General features: G+C 70.6%; 18 protein-coding genes. 13 read left to right on the top strand and 5 right to left on the bottom strand.

Annotated features, from left to right (window positions below; genetic code table 11):
- Window positions 1-184 precede the first annotated feature (184 nt).
- The 3 genes from ACFVYR_RS23365 to ACFVYR_RS23355 all read left to right on the top strand — a co-directional run bounded on the left by ACFVYR_RS23365 (window position 185) and on the right by ACFVYR_RS23355 (window position 7,274).
- Window positions 185-916, top strand: coding sequence for a VIT1/CCC1 transporter family protein (locus tag ACFVYR_RS23365; protein ID WP_384255785.1), 732 nt, complete (start codon window positions 185-187; stop codon window positions 914-916).
- 330 nt (window positions 917-1,246) lie between these two features.
- Entirely contained in the window at window positions 1,247-5,821 is a 4,575-nt protein-coding gene (gene gltB, locus ACFVYR_RS23360) for a glutamate synthase large subunit (RefSeq protein ID WP_384255782.1), read from the top strand.
- Window positions 5,814-7,274, top strand: coding sequence for a glutamate synthase subunit beta (locus ACFVYR_RS23355; RefSeq protein ID WP_384255779.1), 1,461 nt, complete (start codon window positions 5,814-5,816; stop codon window positions 7,272-7,274). The genes gltB and ACFVYR_RS23355 overlap by 8 nt, the downstream gene beginning before the upstream one ends.
- Here ACFVYR_RS23355 and ACFVYR_RS23350 read toward each other — a convergent pair.
- The gene (locus ACFVYR_RS23350; RefSeq protein WP_384255776.1) at window positions 7,271-7,483 is read right to left on the bottom strand and encodes a hypothetical protein; all 213 of its coding nucleotides are present in this window, start codon (window positions 7,481-7,483) and stop codon (window positions 7,271-7,273) included. The two genes, ACFVYR_RS23355 and ACFVYR_RS23350, sit on opposite strands and share 4 nt — an antisense overlap.
- A 188-nt stretch (window positions 7,484-7,671) precedes the next feature.
- Here ACFVYR_RS23350 and ACFVYR_RS23345 point away from each other — a divergent pair, with 188 nt between their 5' ends.
- The 3 genes from ACFVYR_RS23345 to ACFVYR_RS23335 are packed head-to-tail and all read left to right on the top strand — an operon-like array spanning window position 7,672 to window position 10,837.
- Window positions 7,672-8,973 carry a sugar ABC transporter substrate-binding protein gene (locus ACFVYR_RS23345; protein ID WP_384255774.1) on the top strand — a complete coding sequence of 434 codons (1,302 nt, stop codon included), beginning with the start codon at window positions 7,672-7,674 and terminating at the stop codon, window positions 8,971-8,973.
- A 38-nt stretch (window positions 8,974-9,011) separates the two neighbouring features.
- The gene (locus ACFVYR_RS23340) at window positions 9,012-10,007 is read left to right on the top strand and encodes a carbohydrate ABC transporter permease (protein WP_384255771.1); all 996 of its coding nucleotides are present in this window, start codon (window positions 9,012-9,014) and stop codon (window positions 10,005-10,007) included.
- A complete protein-coding gene (locus ACFVYR_RS23335; protein WP_384255768.1) occupies window positions 10,004-10,837 on the top strand; it encodes a carbohydrate ABC transporter permease in 834 nt (277 codons plus the stop codon). The genes ACFVYR_RS23340 and ACFVYR_RS23335 overlap by 4 nt, the downstream gene beginning before the upstream one ends.
- A gap of 32 nt (window positions 10,838-10,869) precedes the next feature.
- Here ACFVYR_RS23335 and ACFVYR_RS23330 read toward each other — a convergent pair whose 3' ends face one another.
- Window positions 10,870-11,694, bottom strand: a complete 825-nt coding sequence (locus tag ACFVYR_RS23330; protein WP_384255765.1) for a chitosanase — start codon at window positions 11,692-11,694, stop codon at window positions 10,870-10,872.
- A 134-nt stretch (window positions 11,695-11,828) separates the two neighbouring features.
- Here ACFVYR_RS23330 and ACFVYR_RS23325 point away from each other — a divergent pair, with 134 nt between their 5' ends.
- The 3 genes from ACFVYR_RS23325 (at window position 11,829) to ACFVYR_RS23315 (ending at window position 13,705) form a co-directional block, all read left to right on the top strand.
- Complete coding sequence (locus ACFVYR_RS23325; RefSeq protein WP_384255763.1) at window positions 11,829-12,056, top strand: hypothetical protein; 228 nt, start codon at window positions 11,829-11,831, stop codon at window positions 12,054-12,056.
- A 22-nt stretch (window positions 12,057-12,078) separates the two neighbouring features.
- Window positions 12,079-13,182, top strand: coding sequence for a hypothetical protein (locus tag ACFVYR_RS23320; protein ID WP_384255760.1), 1,104 nt, complete (start codon window positions 12,079-12,081; stop codon window positions 13,180-13,182).
- Window positions 13,183-13,348: 166 nt separating this feature from the next.
- Window positions 13,349-13,705, top strand: coding sequence for a hypothetical protein (locus tag ACFVYR_RS23315; RefSeq protein WP_384255758.1), 357 nt, complete (start codon window positions 13,349-13,351; stop codon window positions 13,703-13,705).
- Window positions 13,706-13,713: 8 nt separating this feature from the next.
- Here ACFVYR_RS23315 and ACFVYR_RS23310 read toward each other — a convergent pair whose 3' ends face one another.
- A complete protein-coding gene (locus ACFVYR_RS23310; RefSeq protein WP_384255756.1) occupies window positions 13,714-14,481 on the bottom strand; it encodes an SDR family NAD(P)-dependent oxidoreductase in 768 nt (255 codons plus the stop codon).
- Window positions 14,478-15,422 carry a tyrosine-protein phosphatase gene (locus tag ACFVYR_RS23305; protein ID WP_384255753.1) on the bottom strand — a complete coding sequence of 315 codons (945 nt, stop codon included), beginning with the start codon at window positions 15,420-15,422 and terminating at the stop codon, window positions 14,478-14,480. The genes ACFVYR_RS23310 and ACFVYR_RS23305 overlap by 4 nt, the downstream gene beginning before the upstream one ends.
- Window positions 15,423-15,843: 421 nt before the next feature.
- Here ACFVYR_RS23305 and ACFVYR_RS23300 point away from each other — a divergent pair, with 421 nt between their 5' ends.
- The 3 genes from ACFVYR_RS23300 to ACFVYR_RS23290 all read left to right on the top strand — a co-directional run bounded on the left by ACFVYR_RS23300 (window position 15,844) and on the right by ACFVYR_RS23290 (window position 18,863).
- On the top strand, window positions 15,844-16,047 hold the full coding sequence (locus ACFVYR_RS23300; RefSeq protein WP_055556530.1) for a cold-shock protein: 204 nt from the start codon (window positions 15,844-15,846) through the stop codon (window positions 16,045-16,047).
- A 142-nt stretch (window positions 16,048-16,189) separates the two neighbouring features.
- Window positions 16,190-17,833: a DEAD/DEAH box helicase gene (locus tag ACFVYR_RS23295; RefSeq protein WP_384255751.1), complete on the top strand. Its 1,644-nt coding sequence runs from the start codon at window positions 16,190-16,192 to the stop codon at window positions 17,831-17,833.
- A 106-nt stretch (window positions 17,834-17,939) separates the two neighbouring features.
- The gene (locus ACFVYR_RS23290; RefSeq protein ID WP_384255749.1) at window positions 17,940-18,863 is read left to right on the top strand and encodes a pentapeptide repeat-containing protein; all 924 of its coding nucleotides are present in this window, start codon (window positions 17,940-17,942) and stop codon (window positions 18,861-18,863) included.
- Window positions 18,864-18,921: 58 nt separating this feature from the next.
- On the opposite strand, the gene ACFVYR_RS23285 is transcribed toward ACFVYR_RS23290, so the two are convergent.
- Complete coding sequence (locus ACFVYR_RS23285) at window positions 18,922-19,845, bottom strand: hypothetical protein (RefSeq protein WP_389612490.1); 924 nt, start codon at window positions 19,843-19,845, stop codon at window positions 18,922-18,924.
- A gap of 192 nt (window positions 19,846-20,037) precedes the next feature.
- On the opposite strand from ACFVYR_RS23285, the gene ACFVYR_RS23280 reads away from it, so the two are divergent.
- Window positions 20,038-20,835, top strand: a complete 798-nt coding sequence (locus ACFVYR_RS23280; RefSeq protein WP_384255743.1) for a S1 family peptidase — start codon at window positions 20,038-20,040, stop codon at window positions 20,833-20,835.
- Window positions 20,836-20,919 lie beyond the last annotated feature (84 nt).

The raw sequence follows: 20,919 nt of genomic DNA, 5'->3' as shown, positions 1-20,919 counted from the left end.
GACGCTCACACGAGCACGCATGAGCTCAGATCACCCCTTCGCCCGTCGCGGAGGCGCGTCCCGTGGCCGGACAACCGCCCCCACCACGGCGCGTTTTCGCAGGTAAGTACGGCCTTCCTTGCTGGCGGGAGATTTTTTTCGCGCGTACTTTCGAGGTGTCCGACCACGCACGAGGGGGCTCACCATGGCGATCATCGAGACCGAAGCGACGCTGCACGAGGCGCACCGCGACAACCACACCCACCGCGATGTGAACGGCGGCTGGCTGCGCCCGGCGGTCTTCGGCGCGATGGACGGGCTCGTCTCCAACCTCGCCCTGATGACCGGCGTGGCGGGCGGCTCCGTCTCGCAGCAGACCATCGTCATCACCGGTCTCGCGGGGCTCGCCGCGGGAGCCTTCTCCATGGCGGCGGGCGAGTACACCTCCGTGGCCTCGCAGCGCGAGCTCGTCGAGGCCGAACTGGACATCGAGCGCCGTGAGCTGCGCAAGCATCCCGCGGACGAGGAGCGCGAGCTCGCCGAGCTGTACGCCTCGCGCGGCGTCGAGCCCGGACTGGCCCGCGAGGTCGCCCGGCAGCTGTCCAAGGACCCCGAGCAGGCCCTGGAGATCCACGCCCGCGAGGAGCTCGGCATCGACCCCGGCGACCTGCCCTCGCCGACCGTCGCCGCGGTCTCGTCCTTCGGCTCGTTCGCGCTCGGCGCGCTGCTTCCCGTCCTGCCGTACCTGCTCGGCGCCACCGTGCTCTGGCCCGCCCTGCTGCTCGCGATGATCGGCCTCTTCGCCTGCGGCGCGGTGGTGGCCAAGGTCACCGCGCGGTCCTGGTGGTTCAGCGGTCTGCGGCAGCTCGCGCTCGGTGGGGCCGCGGCCGGTGTGACGTACGCCCTGGGCGGGCTGTTCGGTACGGCCGTAGGATGAGCCGCCGCAGGGGTATGCGAGAGCTCGCATAAGTTTCCGTTACTCGGCGGTTTCGAGTGGCTGATCGCGGGGCATGAGCCGTAAGCGCTGCGGGCAATGAGGCCTGCTTCGCTCAGGGCCTGTCCGAAGGCGGGCTCCCAGGGCCGTCGGTCACGGATCTGTCCGCAGGGTCCCCGCGAACCGCTCCCCACTCCGCGAGCGGTGTCCACATGGTGGAATGAGCTATCCGCTTTTCGAGAAGCGTTCCATCATGTAACCTGCACGAAATTTCGCCAGGGCCAACGTCGTCCCTCGCCTTTCACCAATGCCTCGACGACGACGGGAGTGCCGATGCGTACCCACGCCTGGTCGCCCATGGACGGTCGCCCCGCCCCCCAGGGGCTGTACGACCCCCGCAACGAACACGACGCCTGCGGTGTCGGGTTCGTGGCCACTCTGACCGGTGTGGCCAGCCATGAACTGGTCGAACAGGCGCTGACCGTACTGCGCAACCTCGAGCACCGCGGCGCCACCGGCTCCGAGCCGGACTCGGGTGACGGTGCGGGCATCCTGCTCCAGGTCCCCGACGCCTTCCTGCGCGAGGTGGCCGGATTCCAGCTGCCCGCGGCCGGCGCCTACGCCGTCGGCATCGCCTTCCTCCCGGTGGACACCGCCGGTACGACCGAGGGAGCCGTCTCACAGATCGAGACGATCGCCTCCGAGGAGGGCCTGACGGTCCTCGGCTGGCGCGACGTGCCCGTCGCCCCCGAGCTGCTCGGCGCCACCGCGCGCTCGACCATGCCCGTCTTCCGGCAGGTCTTCGTCGCCGACGGCGACACCACGGGCCTGGAGCTGGACCGCAAGGCCTTCCTGCTGCGCAAGCGCGCCGAGCGCGAGGCCGGGACGTACTTCCCCTCGCTCTCGTCCCGCACGATCGTCTACAAGGGCATGCTGACCACCGGCCAGCTGGAGCCGTTCTTCCCCGACCTGTCCGACCGCCGCTTCGCCACGGCCGTCGCGCTCGTCCACTCCCGCTTCTCGACGAACACCTTCCCGAGCTGGCCGCTCGCGCACCCGTACCGCTTCGTCGCGCACAACGGCGAGATCAACACGGTCAAGGGCAACCGCAACTGGATGCGGGCCCGCGAGTCGCAGCTCGCCTCCGAGCTGTTCGGCGCCGGGAACAAGAGCCTCGACCGCCTCTTCCCGATCTGTACGCCGGACGCCTCCGACTCCGCGTCCTTCGACGAGGTGCTGGAACTCCTGCACCTCGGCGGCCGCTCGCTCCCGCACTCCGTCCTGATGATGATCCCCGAGGCCTGGGAGAACCACGCCTCCATGGACCCGGCACGGCGCGCCTTCTACCAGTACCACTCCACGATGATGGAGCCCTGGGACGGCCCGGCCTGCGTCACCTTCACCGACGGCACCCAGGTCGGCGCGGTCCTCGACCGCAACGGCCTGCGCCCGGGCCGCTACTGGGTCACCGACGACGGCCTCGTCGTCCTCGGCTCCGAGGTCGGCGTCCTGGACATCGACCCCGCGAAGGTCGTCCGCAAGGGCCGCCTGCAGCCCGGCCGGATGTTCCTCGTCGACACCGCCGAGCACCGCATCGTCGAGGACGACGAGATCAAGGCGTCGCTGGCCGCCGAGAAGCCGTACCAGGAGTGGCTGGAAGCCGGCGAGATCGAGCTCTCCGACCTGCCCGAGCGCGAGCACATCGTGCACACGCACGCCTCCGTCACGCGCCGCCAGCAGACCTTCGGCTACACCGAGGAAGAGCTGCGCATCATCCTCGCGCCGATGGCCAAGACCGGCGGCGAGCCGCTCGGCTCCATGGGCACGGACACCCCCATCGCGGCCCTCTCCGCCCGCCCGCGGCTGATCTTCGACTACTTCACGCAGCTGTTCGCGCAGGTCACCAACCCGCCGCTTGACGCCATCCGGGAAGAGCTCGTCACCTCGCTGCACAGCTCGCTCGGCCCGCAGGGCAACCTGCTCGACCCGACCGCCGCCTCCTGTCGCAGCGTCACCCTGCCCTTCCCGGTGATCGACAACGACGAGCTCGCCAAGCTCATCCACATCAACGCCGACGGCGACATGCCCGGCATGAAGGCCGCGACGCTCTCCGGCCTCTACCGCGTCAGCGGGGGCGGCGCCGCCCTCGCCGCCCGCATCGACGAGATCTGCTCCGAGGCCGACGCCGCCATAGAGGCCGGCGCCCGCCTGATCGTGCTCTCCGACCGGCACTCCGACGCCGAGCACGCGCCGATCCCCTCGCTGCTGCTCACCTCGGCCGTCCACCACCACCTCATCCGCACCAAGCAGCGCACCCAGGTAGGCCTGCTCGTCGAGGCGGGCGATGTGCGCGAGGTCCACCACGTAGCCCTCCTCATCGGCTACGGCGCCGCGGCCGTCAACCCCTACCTGGCGATGGAGTCCGTCGAGGACCTCGTCCGCGCGGGCACCTTCCTGCCGGGCATGGAGGCCGAGCAGGCCATCCGCAACCTGATCCACGCCCTCGGCAAGGGCGTCCTGAAGGTCATGTCCAAGATGGGCATCTCCACCGTCGCCTCCTACCGCGGCGCCCAGGTCTTCGAGGCCATCGGTCTCGAAAGGGCCTTCGTCGAGCGGTACTTCAGCGGTACGACGACGAAGATCGGCGGCGCCGGGCTCGACGTCGTCGCCCAGGAGGTCGCCGCCCGGCACGCCAAGGCCTACCCGGCCTCCGGCGTCCCCTCCGCGCACCGCGCCCTCGACATCGGCGGCGAGTACCAGTGGCGCCGCGAGGGCGAGCCGCACCTGTTCGACCCCGAGACGGTCTTCCGCCTCCAGCACTCCACGCGCAACCGCCGCTACGACGTCTTCAAGCAGTACACGGACCGCGTGAACGAGCAGTCCGAGCGGCTGATGACGCTGCGCGGCCTGTTCGAGCTCAAGTCGGACCGCCCGTCGATCCCCGTCGACGAGGTCGAGCCCGCCTCCGAGATCGTCAAGCGCTTCTCGACCGGCGCCATGTCGTACGGCTCCATCTCCAAGGAGGCGCACGAGACCCTCGCCATCGCCATGAACCAGCTGGGCGGCAAGTCCAACACCGGTGAGGGCGGCGAGGACCCCGAGCGCCTGTACGACCCGGCGCGCCGCTCCTCGATCAAGCAGGTCGCCTCCGGCCGCTTCGGCGTCACCAGCGAGTACCTCGTCAACGCCGACGACATCCAGATCAAGATGGCGCAGGGCGCGAAGCCCGGCGAGGGCGGCCAGCTGCCAGGACACAAGGTCTACCCGTGGGTCGCCAAGACGCGTCACTCGACGCCCGGCGTCGGCCTCATCTCGCCGCCGCCGCACCACGACATCTACTCCATCGAAGACCTCGCCCAGCTGATCCACGACCTGAAGAACGCGAACCCGCAGGCGCGGATCCACGTCAAGCTGGTCTCCGAGGTCGGCGTCGGCACGGTCGCCGCGGGCGTCTCCAAGGCCCACGCGGACGTCGTCCTCATCTCCGGGCACGACGGCGGCACCGGCGCCTCCCCGCTGACCTCCCTGAAGCACGCGGGCGGCCCCTGGGAGCTCGGCCTCGCCGAGACCCAGCAGACCCTGCTCCTCAACGGCCTGCGCGACCGCATCGTCGTACAGACCGACGGCCAGCTCAAGACCGGCCGCGACGTCATCATCGCCGCGCTGCTCGGCGCCGAGGAGTTCGGTTTCGCGACCGCGCCGCTCGTCGTCTCGGGCTGCGTCATGATGCGCGTCTGCCACCTGGACACCTGCCCGGTCGGCATCGCCACGCAGAACCCGGCGCTGCGGGACCGCTTCTCCGGCAAGGCCGAGTACATCGTCAACTTCTTCGAGTTCATCGCCGAAGAGGTCCGCGAGCTCCTCGCCGAACTCGGCTTCCGCTCCATCGAGGAGGCCGTCGGCCACGCCGAACTCCTCGACACCGACAAGGCCGTCAGCCACTGGAAGGCGCAGGGACTCGACCTGGCACCGCTGTTCCACGTGCCGTCGCTGCCCGCGGGCGCCGTCCGGCACCGGATCGCGTCCCAGGACCACGGCCTGGAGAAGGCGCTCGACAACGAGCTGATCAAGCTCGCCGCCGACGCGCTCGCCGCGGCCGGCGTGGCGGACGCCCACCCGGTCCGCGCACAGGTCCCCATCCGCAACATCAACCGCACGGTCGGCACCATGCTCGGCCACGAGGTGACGAAGAAGTTCGGCGGCGCGGGCCTGCCCGACGACACCATCGACATCACCTTCACCGGATCCGCGGGCCAGTCCTTCGGCGCCTTCGTGCCGCGCGGTGTGACGCTGCGCCTGGAGGGCGACGCCAACGACTACGTCGGCAAGGGCCTCTCCGGCGGCCGCATCATCGTCCGCCCGGACCGCGGCGCCGATCACCTCGCCGAGTACTCGACCATCGCGGGCAACACCATCGCGTACGGCGCGACCGGCGGCGAGCTGTTCCTGCGCGGCCGCACCGGCGAGCGCTTCTGCGTCCGCAACTCCGGTGCGACGGTGGTCTCCGAGGGCGTGGGCGACCACGGCTGCGAGTACATGACCGGCGGCCACGCGGTCGTCCTCGGCGAGACCGGACGCAACTTCGCGGCCGGCATGTCCGGCGGCATCGCATACGTCATCGACCTCGACCGCGACAACGTCAACGCCGGCAACGCCGCGGCCGTCGAGCCCCTCGACGAGAGCGACAAGCAGTGGCTGCACGACGTCGTGCGCCGCCACCAGGAGGAGACGGGCTCCACCGTCGCCGAGAAGCTGCTCGCCGAGTGGGACACCGCCGTGCAGCGCTTCAGCAGGATCATCCCCACCACGTACAAGGCAGTGCTCGCCGCCAAGGACGCCGCCGAGCGGGCCGGTCTCTCCCAGACCGAGATCACCGAGAAGATGATGGAGGCGGCGACCAATGGCTGATCCCAAGGGCTTTCTGAACCACGGCCGCGAGGTCGCGCGGACCCGCCCGGTCGACGAGCGCGTCAAGGACTGGAACGAGGTCTACGTTCCCGGCTCGCTCCTGCCGATCATCTCCAAGCAGGCCTCGCGCTGCATGGACTGCGGCATCCCGTTCTGCCACAACGGCTGCCCGCTCGGGAACCTCATCCCGGAGTGGAACGACTACGCCTACCGCGAGGACTGGTCGGCCGCTCAGGAGCGGCTGCACGCCACGAACAACTTCCCGGAGTTCACCGGGCGGCTCTGCCCGGCCCCGTGCGAGTCGGCGTGCGTGCTCGGCATCAACCAGCCGCCCGTCACCATCAAGAACGTCGAGGTCTCGATCATCGACCAGGCCTGGGACCGCGGCGACGTCGCGCCCCAGGCGCCGGAGCGCCTCTCCGGCAAGACCGTCGCGGTCATCGGCTCGGGCCCCGCGGGCCTGGCCGCCGCCCAGCAGCTGACGCGGGCCGGACACACCGTCGCCGTCTACGAGCGCGCCGACCGCATCGGCGGCCTGCTGCGCTACGGCATCCCCGAGTTCAAGATGGAGAAGCGGCACATCAACCGCCGCATCGAGCAGATGCGCGCGGAGGGCACCAAGTTCCGCACCGGCGTGGAGATCGGCCGCGACATCGACGCGGCGAAGCTGCGCAGGCGCTACGACGCGGTCGTCATCGCCGCCGGCGCCACCACCGCCCGCGACCTGCCCGTCCCCGGCCGGGAACTCAAGGGCATCTACCAGGCCATGGAGTACCTGCCGCTGGCCAACAAGGTCCAGGAGGGCGACTACGTCACCACGCCCGTCTCCGCCGAGGGCAAGCACGTCGTCGTCATCGGCGGCGGCGACACCGGCGCGGACTGCGTGGGCACCGCCCACCGCCAGGGCGCGGCCTCCGTGACCCAGCTGGAGATCATGCCGAGGCCGGGCGAGGACCGCGCCCCGCACCAGCCGTGGCCGACCTTCCCCATGCTGTACAAGGTCACCTCCGCGCACGAGGAGGGCGGCGAGCGCGTCTACGCCGTCAACACCACGCACTTCGAGGGGGACGAGGAGGGCAACGTCCAGTTCCTGCACCTCGTCGAGGTGGAGTTCATCGAGGGCAAGCTGACCCCGAAGCCGGGCACCGAGCGCAAGATCCCCGCCCAGCTCGTCACCCTCGCCATGGGCTTCACCGGCACGGACCGCGAGAACGGCCTCGTGGACCAGTTCGGCCTCGAACTCGACGCGCGCGGCAACATCGCGCGGGACGCCGAGTTCCAGACGAACGTCCCCGGCGTCTTCGTCGCAGGCGACGCCGGCCGGGGCCAGTCGCTCATCGTCTGGGCCATCGCCGAGGGCCGCTCGGCGGCGCGCGGCGTGGACAGCTTCCTCACCGGTGCGAGTGATCTTCCGGCCCCGATCCGCCCGACGGACCGCGCCCTGACCGCCTAGCCCGTACGGTCTGCTTCCGTACGACCTCTCAGACGTCCCGTACAACGGCGTACGGAACTGAGCGGCGCCCGCCCCGTCCCCGACCGGACCCGGGCGGGCGTCGTGGCGTCCGGGGCCGCGTCCCACCGGTGGAGCCGGTCCAGGCCGAGCTCCTTGATCAGCACGACGCGGGAGAGCGCGAGCGCCGCGACGGGGACGCGGAACAGCACGGCGGCCGACGTGACGATGCGCCCGGACCGGTGAACGGGTGCGTTGCGTGGGGCGCAATGCTATGAGCGTATGTTGCGTCACTCGCAACCCTCATTACGGTTCGGCCGCTTATACCAATGGGTCTAGACCGCCTAGGCCCGGTGTGACCACAATCGCTCCCACCAATCGGAACCTGGAGGGGGCCGGCATGAATCGACGTGTCATCGCCGCTGGTTGTATCGCCATGAGTCTCGGACTGACCGCTACGGCGTGCGGTGGCGATGACGGCGACGACGGCGGCAGCGCCACCGACGGCAAGGGCAAGACCCTCACCGTATGGATCATGGAGGGGACCAACCCCGACGCGCGGCCCTTCTTCAAGGAGGCGGGAGACGCCTTCGAGAAGAAGACCGGCGCCAAGATCAAGGTCGAGTACCAGCAGTGGGCCACCGCCCAGAAGAAGTTCACCACCGCCATCGAGGGCGGCGCCGACCAGGTGCCCGACGTGGCGGAGGTCGGCACCACCTGGCTCCCGCAGTTCGCCGACGCCGAGGCGCTCGTCGACGTGACGGACGACGTGAAGAAGTCCGGCCTCGGTGACGACCTCGTCGCGGGCCTGAAGGACGCGGGAACGCTCGACGGCAAGCAGTACGGCATGCCGTGGTACGCGGGCGTCCGCTCGATCGTGTACCGCAAGGACATCTTCGAGAAGCACCACCTGAAGGCCCCCACGACCTGGAAGGAGCTGGAGTCCACCGCGAAGACGCTGAAGTCGAAGGAGCCGGACCTGGTTCCGTTCCCGGTGGCGGGCGGCGCGGAGATGTTCGCCATGCCCTTCGTCTGGGGCGCCGGCGGCGACCTCGCCAAGGAGGAGGGCGGCAAGTACACCGCCGCCATCAACTCCCCGGAGTCCATCAAGGGCATCGAGTTCTACACCGGCCTCGCCACCAAGGACAAGGTCTCCCCGGCCAAGGTCAACACCTGGACGGAGAAGGAGGTCGGCGACGCCTGGAACAAGGGTGAGGTCGCGATGTCCATCGGCGGCAACTGGACACCGAAGGCCATCACCGACAACAACCCCAAGCTCAAGGGCAAGCTCGGGGTCGTCCCGATCCCCGGTCAGAACGGCGGCATGTCCAAGTCGTTCCTCGGCGGCTCCTACCTCTCCACCTTCAAGTCGCACAAGCAGGCGCTGGCCTGGGAGTTCGTGAAGATGCTGACCACCGGTGAGTTCGCCGCCAAGTGGGCCGAGCAGACCAACTACTTCCCCGGCCAGAACTCCGAACTGAAGAAGATCGAGGCCAAGAAGGACCCGCTGGTCGAGCCGTTCGCCAAGCAGATGATCGAGGCCGGGGCCACCATGCCCAAGACCAAGGCGTACAGCGAGATGCAGGCCTCCAAGGTCGTTCCGGCCATGATCCAGTCCATCCTGACCGGCAAGTCCAGCGTCAAGGAGGCGGCGGACAAGGCGGCCAAGGACGTGAACGCGATTCTCGCGAAGGACAAGTGAACGAGGGCGAGTTCGGCACTGTGAAGGACGCGACTGTCGTGAAGGACACGCCCGTCGGCGGCGGGCCGAAGATCCCGGCCCGCCGCGGCCCCCGGCAACAGCCCGACGGCGGGGCACAGGCGGCCCTGCGCCGCAAGAAACTGATCACGAGCACCCGGCCCTGGCTGCTGCTCGCGCCGTCCCTCGTGGTCCTCGTGGGCCTGCTGCTCTGGCCGCTGATCCAGGTCGGCAAGCTCTCCCTGCAGGACTACGAGGTCAAGTTCGGCGGCGGCAAGGGCACGTTCACCGGCTTCGACCACTACAGCGACCTGCTCTCCAGCAGCCTGCTGTGGCAGACGGTCCTGCCCAACACCGTCTTCTTCGCCGTCGCCTGCGTCGGCCTCACCGTCGCGCTCGGCACCCTGGTGGCCCTGCTGCTCAACCGCCTCGGCGCCACCTGGCGGATGATCTGCTCGATCGCGATCCTCGCCGCCTGGGCGATGCCCGCGGTCACCGGCACGTACGTCTGGATCTGGCTCTTCCAGCCGCAGGACGGCATGGCGAGCCAGCTCGCGGGCTCGATCGGCCTGATCGACCCCGAGACCACCAACTGGTTCACCGAGCGCGGTCCGTTCTACGCCATCGCCACGCTCAACGTCGTCCACCACGGCTTCCCCTTCGTCGCCATCACCGTCCTCGCGGGACTCATGACGATCCCCAAGGAGCTGTACGAGGCGGGGGAGCTCGACGGGGCCAACGCCTGGCAGCGGTTCTGGAACATCACCGTGCCGACGATCAAGCCCGTCTTCCTCGTGGTGACCATCCTCTCCACCATCTGGGACTTCAAGGTCTTCACCCAGGTCTATCTGCAACCCGGCGGCGACGGCTCCAACGAGGACGTCTACAACCTCGGCGTCTTCTCCTACATCCAGGCCTTCGCCAAGAACGACTACGGCACGGGAGCCGCGGCCGCGGTCCTGCTCACCGTGCTGCTCCTGGCCATCACCGTCGTCTACATCCGCACGCTGTTCCGCCAGGGGGAGGAGGACCTGTGACCACCCGCCGCACCACTCTCGCCGCACGCGTCGGCCTGCCGGCCGCCGTCGTCGGCCTGCTCCTCTTCACGCTCTTCCCCGTCTACTGGATGATCTCCACGGCGCTCGACCCGAAGGCCTCCGTGCGCGGCTCGGACGTGCTGCCGAGCGGCCTGAGCCTCGAACACTTCGAGTTCGTCTTCGACAAGGGCAACTTCGGTACGTACCTGCTGAACTCGGCGGTCGTCGGCATCGCCACGATCGTCGCGGCCGCGCTGCTCTCGCTCTTCGCGGCCATCGCGGTGGCACGGTTCAAGTTCCGCTTCCGCACCTCCGTGCTGATCATGATCCTGATCGTGCAGATGGTGCCGCTGGAGGCGCTGGTCATCCCGCTCTTCATCCAGATGCGGGACTACGACATGCTCAACTCCCTGCTGGGGCTGAGCGTCGTCTACATCGCCCTCTCGCTCCCGTTCGCCATCTGGACGCTGCGCGGCTTCGTCGCCACCGTGCCCAAGGAGGTCGAGGAGGCGGCGTACATCGACGGCGCTTCCTGGCCGCGGATGTTCTGGTCGGTGCTGCTCCCGCTGGTGGCGCCGGGGCTCGTGGCCACCTCGATCTTCGCCTTCATCACGGCGTGGAACGAGTTCGTCTTCGCGTACACCTTCATGAAGGGCAGCGACAAGTACACGGCCGCCGTGGGCATCTACCAGTTCTTCGGTGAGAACTCGACGGCCTGGGGCCCGGTCATGGCCAGCTCCACGCTGGTCACCGTGCCGGTGATGATCTTCTTCGTGATCGTGCACCGGAAGCTCGGCTCGGGCCTGGCGGCGGGCGCGGTCAAGGGCTGAGCTGCGCCCGGACGGTGTACGGGGAAAGGGCCCTACGGCACCTTGTACGTATCCCCGTACACCTTCCAGGTCAGCGGCGTGTCCAGGCCCAGATTGCCGTCGTCGAGGAACTTCCGCTGCGCCGTGTCCACGCGCGAGGTGTCGCGGTGGGCCGCCTCCCGCTTCATCGCCCCGCGGCGGATGTCCAGGAAGACGTCGAGGTACGCCTTCTCCCCGCCGCCCCGGGACGGTGGGTCCGCCTTCTTCAGCGCCGCCGCGCGCAGGCCGTCGAAGCCGCGCGCGCCGGGGCCGTGCACGACCATCGCGTCGTAGTAGACGAACTGGCCGAGCGTGCCGAGCCCGTCGCGCCTGGCCAGGCGCACCGCCGGGTCGAAGTAGCCGCGGTCGCGCGCGCGGTCCTGCGCCGAACGGAACGCGGCCTTCGACGCCTCCGCCCGCCACGCGTCGGGGAAGCCGGGCGCGAGGCCCTCGTGCGAGTCGCTGCCGTCGACCTCGCGCAGGGCGGGCAGATAGCGGGCCAGGCCGTTGTCCGGGTGGTCCTTGGTGTAGCGCTCGACGAGGGCAAGCAGGTCGTGGGTGCCGGTGCAGAAACCTATGATCCCCGCCGTGTAGCCGCGCCCGTCGCCGATGTCCTCGACGTAGCCGTACTGGCCGCGCCAGTCGAGCGTCGAGTTCTCCGCGCTCGACACCAGCTTCTGGGCGAGCTCCTTCTTCGCGGGCGCGGCCAGCCCCTGCCCGCCGTGCTGGGGGTCGCCGCTGCCCGCGCCGTCGCCGTGCGAGCCGCCGCCCAGGGCGTAGGCGGCGACGGCGGAGGCCAGGGCGAGGGCGACGAGAAGGAGGAGACCGGCACGTTTCATCCGCGCAAGATTACGTGGGCATGACCGGCGGCACGGCTCCCAGGCCCCCGCCCGCCGCCACTATTGACTAAAAGTCAGTTCGGCGTCAGTCTCGGGACCCGTACCCAGCCGTGGGGTCAGCCCTGGGAGGCGACGTGGACACCGGAGCACGGGCACAACACGAGCGACTCGGCGCGGAACTGCGCGACCAACCACCCGAATCCTTCCGGGAGTTGGATCCCGAGCAGCTGGCGGCGCTGGCCGACGCGCTGGAGCGGCAGCGCGAGAGCCGCGCCGCGGGACTGAACGAGGCCGCCGAAGACGCGCTCGCACTCGTGCCCGCGCTGGCCCGCGGCCCCGTCCGCCGCATTCTCTTCCGATAGCCGAGTGGAGCGAGGAGTCAGCATGGACAAGCTGCGCGGCAGGGCCGAGACCCGCAAGATCGCCCACCTGCTCGACGTCGAACCCGACACGCTCGCCTTCCTCCAGGCGCTGCCCGTCGAGGACGTACGCCGATTCCGCGCCCAGAGCGTCGCGGCGCTCTTCGACCGGGCGCCCGACATGCTCGACCGGATCGCGTCCGCGACCAAGCTGGTGCCTGCCGGAGTGGCCGCCGCCATCTCGCAGAAGGCCCTCGGCCCGCGCCTGGCCGCCGCCGTCGCGGGACGGCTCGAACCCGCGCGCGCCGCCGACATCATCGAGAAGCTGCCGGTCTCCTTCACCGCCCCGGCCTGCGCCCACCTCGACCCGCGCCGCATCGAGGGCATCGTCGGCCGGCTCGACGAGGACCTGCTCGTCCGCATCGCCGTGGCGCTCGCCGAACGCGGCGACCACCTCACCATGGGCCGCTTCGTCGGCCACCTGCCCGACCCCGCGCTGCGCCGCATCCTGCCGCAGGTCGACGACGCCGCCGTGCTGCGGACGGGCTTCGCGATCGACGTGCCCGAACGGCTCGGCCACCTCATCGAGCTGATGGGCCCCGACCGGCTCGCGTCGGTCATCGGCTCGGCGTCCGCCGACGGCCTGTGGCCCGAGGCGCTGGCCGTCGCCGGCATGGTCACCGGGGAGCAGCGCGGCCGCATCGCCTCGCTCACCGCCGCACAGCCGCAGCACCGCCTCGACTCCCTGGTCGCCACGGTGGCGGAGCAGGACCTGTGGGAGTCCCTGCTTCCGCTGGTCGCGCTGCTCGGCGACGAGGAGCGGCGCACGGTGGCCGAACTGCCCTCGCTGCGGGACGCGGACGTGCTCGGCGGGGTCGTCAGGGCCGTCGTGGCCACCGGGCTGTGGGCGGAGTTCCTGCCACTGGTCGACGTGCTGCCCGCTCAGTCCCGCAAGGCCGTCGCCGACACCGCGGGGGCGCTGCCCGAGCCCGCCCTTGACGCGCTGGCCAGGGAGGTCGACAAGCAGGACCTGTGGGAGCTGGTCATGCCCCTCGTCGAGCTGATGGACGATACGGCGAAGACCCGGATCTTCGCCCTGCCCGCCTTCCAGGACCAGGCCGGAGGGTAACCCGCACAGCGTACGAAGAATCGATGCGGCAGCACCGCACGGGTGACACCGCGTGTCCCGGGGCCGCCGAGCGGGGAGAGCGCCTGGCGGACCCGTCGACTCCCGTACGGGTCCGGCCACCCACCCCGCCGGACCCCGCGTCCGGCGCCGGACCGAAACGGACCCCATGCGCCTGCGCCACACCGTCGCCGCCGCCCTCGGCGCGCTCGTCCTCGTCGTCACCCTGCCGACCTCGGCGAACGCCGCCGAAGGCGACTTCTCGTACAAGTTCGTGGGCCTCGACGGAACCCCCCGGAAGGCCACGCTCCACGACCCGCAAAGCCCCGGCTGCGCCACGCTCCCCGAGGTCGCGGACCCCGAGGCCTCCGAGCCCGCGTTCGCCCCGCACAACGACACCGACACCTGGGTGATGGTGTTCACCGAGCCCGACTGCACCGGCGACTCCTGGACGCTGCGCCCGCACGGGCACCCCGCATCGGACCGCCTCAAACTGCGCTCGGTGCACTTCACCGGCCGCCACTGAACCGGCCCTCACCCCGTCGTCGACCCGCCGTCCACGGTGAACTCCGCCCCCGTGACGTACGACGACGCGTCCGACGCAAGGAACAGCACGAGAGCGCCGACCTCCTCCGGGCGGCCCATCCTGCCCAGCGGCAGATGCGAGAAGTCCCGCCCGGCGGAGGCCGCGGAGATCATCGGGGTGTCGATCACCCCCGGATGCACGGAGTTGACCCGCACCCGGTACTTCGCCAGGTCCAGCGCCGCCGACCGGGTCAGGCCCCGCAGCCCGAACTTCGACGACCCGTACGCCGCGTGCCCCGGGATGCCGACGAGACCGGCCGTCGAGGACACGTTCACCACCGAACCGCCGCCCGCCTCCTTCAGCGCGGGCAGCACCGCCTGGATGCCCAGGAAGGGCCCCAGCAGATTGACCCGGAGCACGGTCTCGAAGTTCTCGCGCGTCTCGTCCTCCACGGACGCCGTGCGCCACAGCGCGGCGTTGTTCACCAGGACGTCGAGGCGCCCGAAGGCATCGAGCGCACCCGCCACGGCCGACGCCCAGTCCGCCGCGTCGCTCACGTCGTGCCGTACGAACAGCCCCTGGTCCCCCAGGGAACCGGCCACCGCGCGCCCCTCCTCCTCGCGTACGTCCGTCACCACGACCCGCGCCCCCGCCTCGGCGAAGAGCCGGGCCTCCGCCGCGCCCTGGCCGCGGCCCGCGCCGGTGATCAGGACGGTCCTGCCGTCCAGGCGGTAGGCGGTCCTCGGCGTCTCGCCGCGGGAGTCCGCCGGGTTCATCGGCCGACCAGCTCCTCGCGCAGTCGCAGGACCGTGCGGGCGTCGAGCCCGAGCCCCTTGGTCAGGTACCCCTGGAGACCCCCGTACCGCTTCGTCGCCTCGTCGAGCGCCGTGCCGAGGTAGTCGGTGCGGACCTCCTGGAGCGGGATGATCAGGTCCGGGTTCTGCATGAGGCCGCCCTGTTTGAGCGCCTCGCGCAGCCGCGCGTCGTACGCGGCCCGGTAGGTGTTGGACGCCAGGTAGTCGCCGGTCGCGGTCCGGTCCGGCACGCCGACCAGGCGCAGCAGCAGATATGTCGTCCAGCCGGTGCGGTCCTTGCCCGCGGTGCAGTGGTAGAGCAGTGGTGAGCCGCCGGCCGCGATGTCGCGCAGGGTGGCGGCGAACTGCGCGCGGTTGACGTCGTCGGTGACGAAGGTGCGGTAGACGTCCCGCATGAACGCCGCCGCCCTGCCGTTGCCCAGCATCTCCTCCTGCTTGACCGGGTCCTTGGAGGCGATCGCGGTGAGCAGCCGGGTGAACAGGCCGTTGTCGGTGATCGGCCGGGAGACCGCGGCGACCCCGGCGGGCAGCCGGTCCGCGCCGTCGTACTGCACCTCGGCGGGCACCCGGAAGTCGACGACCTTCGTCAGGCCGAGCCCGGCGAGGGTGCGCAGATCGGTGTCGGTGAGCTTGCCGAGGGCGTCGCCGCGGAAGACCCGGCCGTAACGGACCTGCTCCCCGTCGTACATGCGGTAGCCGCCGACGTCCCGCACATTGACCGCGCCCTGCAACGGAATGTGACGCACGGTGTCGGCCGGGGACCGGGGCGCGGTGGCCGCGGTGGCCGCGGTGGGTGTGCCGGGTGCGGCGATCCCGGCGGGGGACGCCCAGGCGGGCAGGGTGCCCAGGGCAACCGCGGCGATCACGAGTCCGGTCGCGGTACGGGTACGAGAGATGCGCATCGGTCCGCCTTCCCATGCTTCCCATCGGCCCAACCAAGCGATTGTTCGGCAGGGGGACGAAGGTAGCGAGGCGCCGTTGAGCGGGGAAGGGGCGCGCTCGGGAAACTGACGAATGGTCAGTTCTGTACAGCGGCGGGTGCGAGCGCGAGCGCGGGTGCGGGCGGGCGGCGGTCGGGGTGTACGGGGCGTAAGGTAGGTGTGAGGCGTACGCGTCTCGCGGGTCCGGGAACACGCGGGCGCGTGAGCGTGTTAGGCTTTTAGTGTTGCAGTTTTGGTACCCATGAACTTTATGTGCGCCTGACGGGAATGCTCCGAGGGCGCATTATTGTTTTTCCGGTTCTCTCCGGTATGGGGTCATTGCAGCGCTGGAGATTCGCAATTCGGTGTTTCTCCATTCACTGCCCCTGTTGAGGAGATTGACATGGCAACCGGCACCGTTAAGTGGTTCAACTCGGAAAAGGGCTTCGGCTTCATCGAGCAGGACGGCGGCGGCCCCGACGTCTTCGCCCACTACTCGAACATCGCGTCCTCCGGCTTCCGTGAGCTCGTCGAGGGCCAGAAGGTCTCCTTCGAGGTGACCCAGGGCCAGAAGGGCCTGCAGGCCGAGAACATCGTTCCTGCCTGATCGCCGCAGCGCGCGAACCTCACAGCCGAGGCCCGCACCGGAAGGTGCGGGCCTCGGCTTGCGCTGTCATCGGGCCCGACGGGCCCAGAGCCGCACCGGCTCAGAGGTCCGGAAAGTCCAGCGACCAGGAAGGCATTACTGCATGAACCGCTCCGAACGCCCGGCGCGCCCCGCCCGCAAGCGTCCCGCCACCGCAGGCGGAAAGGGCCGGCCGAACGGCCAGGCGAAGGGCTCCGCGCATTCTTCGCAGTCCGCGAAGAAGTCCGGCGGACGCAGGCCCGTGCAGGGCGGCGAGTTCGCACTGCCCGAGAGCATCACGCCCGCGCTGCCGGCCGTCGAGGCCTTCGGTGACCTGGACATGCCCGAGGCCCTCCTGAAGACGCTGGCCTCCCAGGGCGTCACCGAGCCCTTCCCGATCCAGGCGGCGACGCTCCCGAACTCCCTCGCCGGGCGCGACATCCTCGGCCGCGGACGCACCGGCTCCGGCAAGACCCTCGCCTTCGGCCTCGCCCTCCTGGCCCGCACGGCCGGGCACCGCGCCGAGTCGAAGTCCCCGCTCGCCATGGTCCTGGTTCCCACGCGCGAGCTGGCCCAGCAGGTCACGGACGCCCTCACCCCGTACGCCACCTCGGTGAACCTCCGCATGGCCACCGTCGTCGGCGGCATGTCGATCACCCGGCAGTCCGGGACGCTGCGCCGCGGCGCCGAGGTCCTCGTGGCCACCCCCGGCCGCCTCAAGGACCTGATCGAGCGCGGCGACTGCGACCTGTCCCGGGTCCGTACGACCGTCCTCGACGAGGCCGACCAGATGGCCGACATGGGCTTCATGCCGCAGGTCACGGCGCTGCTCAAGCAGGTCGAGCAGGGCGGCCAGACAATGCTGTTCTCGGCGACGCTCGACAAGAACATCGACCGGCTCGTACGGATGTTCCTCACCGATCCCGTCGTGCACTCCGTCGACCCGTCGGCGGGCGCGGTGACCACGATGGAGCACCACGTGCTCTACGTCGCCGACGAGACGGACAAGAAGGCCGTCGCCATGCGCATCGCCGCCCGCGAGGGCCGCGTGATCATGTTCCTGGACACCAAGCGCGCGGTGGACCGCTTCACCAAGCGGCTGCTCGCCAACGGCGTACGCGCCTCCGGGCTGCACGGCGGACGCTCGCAGCCGCAGCGCAACCGGACGCTCGACCAGTTCAAGACCGGCCAGGTCACCGCATTGATCGCGACGAACGTCGCGGCGCGCGGCATCCACGTCGACGACCTCGACCTGGTCGTGAACGTCGACCCGCCCACCGACCACAAGGACTACCTCCACCGGGGCGGACGCACCGCGCGGGCGGGGGAGTCGGGCAGCGTCGTCACCCTCGTGCTCCCCGACGAGAAGCGTGAGATGACGCGGCTCATGTCGGACGCGGAGATCAGCCCCAACACGGCGCGCGTCTCGTCCTCCGACGAGGAGCTCGTACGGATCACCGGGGCGCGGGAGCCCTCGGGCGTCCCGGTCGTCATCGAGACGCCGCAGCCGCAGCAGCAGCAGCCGTCCGCGCGGCCCGGCTCCGCCCAGCGGCGCCGTCGGCCCCGTGGGAGCGGGGGCGCCGCGGCCGGTCAGGGCCAGGGCCAGGGGCAGCGCAGGGTTCCCCGGCAGGGTCAGGGCCAGAGTCAGGGTCAGGGTGGCGGCCAGGCCAGGAGCGGTTCCGCCGGATCCGGTGGCGGCGCCGGCGGTCGTGCCCGTCGCGGTCGCGCCGGTGGCGGCGCTCAGGGAGGCCGCCGCTCCGCGGCGTGACGCAAGCAGGAACTGATCCACACCGCCCGCAGCCGGTCCTTCCGGCTGCGGGCGGAACAATGACGTGACGTACCACCGCACAGCCCGGCACCGAGGAGCCCGCCCGATGACACCGGAGCGACCGGAGCGCGAACCCGCCGCCCTGCCCCGGCACCTGCCCCTGCTCGACGACGACCGCGCGGTCCTGCGCGCCGACTGCGGCAGCTGTTTCGGGCTGTGCTGCGTGGCCCTCACCTTCGCCAGATCCTCGGACTTCGCGGTGGACAAGGGCGCGGGCACGCCCTGCACCAATCTCCGGGCGGATTTCCGCTGCGGCATCCACCGCGACCTCCGGGACAAGGGGTACCGGGGCTGCACGGTGTACGACTGCTTCGGAGCCGGGCAGCGCGTCTCCCAGTCCACCTTCGAGGGCCGCGACTGGCGTCAGGATCAGGCCACGGCACGCCAGATGTTCGAGGCCTTCCCGGTCATGAGGCAGCTCCACGAACTGCTCTGGTACGTGACCGAGGCGCTCACGTACCCGCAGACCCGGCCGATCGCCGCCGACCTGAGGCGCGCCCTCGCCGCGACGCAGCGGCTGGCCGGGGGCACCCCCGAGGCCGTGGTCGACACCGACGTGGCCGCCCACCGCCAGGACGTCAACAAGCTCCTCCTGCGCACCAGCGAACTGGTCCGCGCCGAGCACCAGGGCGCGGGCGGCAGGGGCGGAAAGGGCGCCAGGAACGGTAAGGGCGGTAAGGGCGGCAAGAAGAGCCGCAGGGGCGCCGACCTCATCGGCGCGCGGCTCAAGGGCGCCGTTCTCAGGGGCGTCGATCTGCGCGGCTCGTACCTCATCGGCGCCGACCTGCGCGACGCGGACCTGCGGGCAGCCGATCTGATCGGCGCGGACCTGCGCGACGCGGACCTGCGCGGCGCCGATCTCACCGGCGCGCTCTTCCTCACCCAGTCGCAGGTCAACGCGGCCAGGGGCGACGACCGCACCAGGCTCTCCGACTCCCTCCACCGCCCCGGACACTGGTCCGCCGCCTGACACGGGCAGCCTGATACGCGGCTGCCCGCCCGTTGCCGACGCCAAGGGAGGGGCCCCGCTACGTGTCGCACTCCAGCACCGTCCGGCACAGCGTGCACCGCGCCCGCATCCGCCCCCGCGCCGGCACCCGGATCCGCTGGTGGCAGGCGGGGCAGGGGAACGTCACCCGCAGGGTGCCGCCGCCGACGGAGAAGGAGTAGTCCCCGCCCGTTCCGCCCGCCGCGACCGCGCCGCCGTGGTCCCGCGCGTACCGCCGGTCCTTCGCGTACCGCCGCCGCCCCGCCCACCCGGCGGCCGTCAGCGGAGGCTGCTGCTCGTCGCGGCGCGCCTGGGCGAGACCCTTGGTGTACGCCGTGTACGCCTGCGCGCTGGTGAACCAGGTCTCCGGAGCCTCGCCGAACGCCAGCGCCCGCTTGGCCAGGACGTAGCCGAACTCCTCCGGCGTGAGGTAGCCGAGCTTCTGCGAGGACGCGCCGTCCTCGCGGTAGGCGTCGAGCAGCAGCCAGCCCGCGCCCAGGTAGGCGGTGGCGGTGTCGGTCAGGATCTCGTTGTCGCGGGTGCCGGGGAACGACAGGTCGAGCCGGTGCAGGTAGACGTGCATGACCTCATGGGCGAGCGCCGCGCCGATGTCTCTGCGGTGCGTGCGGAAGCGGTCGTTGAGCTCGATGAAGTACTCGGATCCCGCGGCGAGTTCGACGTACGCGGCGTGCTCCATCTCGCGGAAGCTGACGATCATCCGGGCGTCGGGCAGGCGCAGGTGCCGCACCATCTCGCGGGCCACCCGCTGCACACCGAGGTACAGGTCGTCCTGGTCGCTGAAGGCCACGTCGGCGGGGGCGACGCTGGTCTCGAAGGTGTGGACGGTGTCGTACGAGAGGCGTCTGTAGAGCGCGGTGACAGCGGCGCGCACGGTCTCCAGATGGGGGTAGCCGTGCACGACTGGACCGCCGCCGACCGCCACGTCCGCACCCCCTGAAACCACGCACCGGGCACTGCAACCCTGGCCCACTGTACGGGGGTTGCCCCGCCCGGAGCGGGCCCGCGCGACACGTCGTGGCCGGAAACCGCCCCTTGTCCTGAGCGGACACCGATCTCCATAATCCGCAACAACGCTTTGGCGGGCACATGCCATGACGCCCGTACGACTCATGAACCCCCCACCTAGGAGAGTCAGTTGAAGACCAAGCTGCGTGGAGCCAAGAGAGCCGCCGCCCTCGGTACGATCGCGCTCGCCGCCGTCAGCCTTCAGCCCGTCGCCGCCCAGGCGGCCCCGAGCCCGGGCCCGAAGCCGGGCGAGAGCGTCGTCGGCGGCACCCGTGCCGCACAGGGCGAGTTCCCGTTCATGGTCCGTCTGTCGATGGGCTGTGGCGGCGCTCTGTACGCCAAGAACATCGTGCTGACCGCCGCCCACTGCGTGGACGGCTCGGGGAGCAACACCAGCATCACCGCCACCGGCGGAGTCGTGGACCTCCAGAGCTCCTCCGCGATCAAGGTGAAGTCCACCAAGGTCCTCCAGGCCCCCGGCTACAACGGCAAGGGCAAGGACTGGGCGCTCATCAAGCTCGCGAAGCCGATCGACCAGCCCACCCTGAAGATAGCCACGGACACCAAGTACAACACCGGCAACTTCACCATCGCGGGCTGGGGCGCGGCCAGGGAGGGCGGCGCACAGCAGCGCTACCTCCTCAAGGCGACCGTCCCGTTCGTCAGTGACGCCGACTGCAAGGCCGCGTACGGCGATGACCTCACGCCCGGCGAGGAGCTCTGCGCCGGCAAGCTCGCCGAGGGCGGCACGGACACCTGCCAGGGCGACTCCGGCGGCCCCATGTTCCGCAAGGACGACGCGGGCCAGTACATCCAGGTCGGCATCGTCAGCTGGGGCAACGGCTGCGCGCGGCCGAAGTTCCCCGGCGTGTACACCGAGGTGTCGACCTTCGCGCGCGACATAGAGAAGGCGGCCTCGACGCTCTGAGCGCAACGGCGGGACGCCCACGGCCACGGCGTCCCGCCCGCCCGGAAGTTAGTCCAAGACCTGTCCCCCCTTTGTCCATGGGCG

The sequence above is a fragment of the Streptomyces sp. NPDC058284 genome (assembly GCF_042881135.1).
Classification (GTDB): Bacteria; Actinomycetota; Actinomycetes; order Streptomycetales; family Streptomycetaceae; genus Streptomyces.
This window is presented reverse-complemented; position numbering and strand designations above follow the sequence as displayed.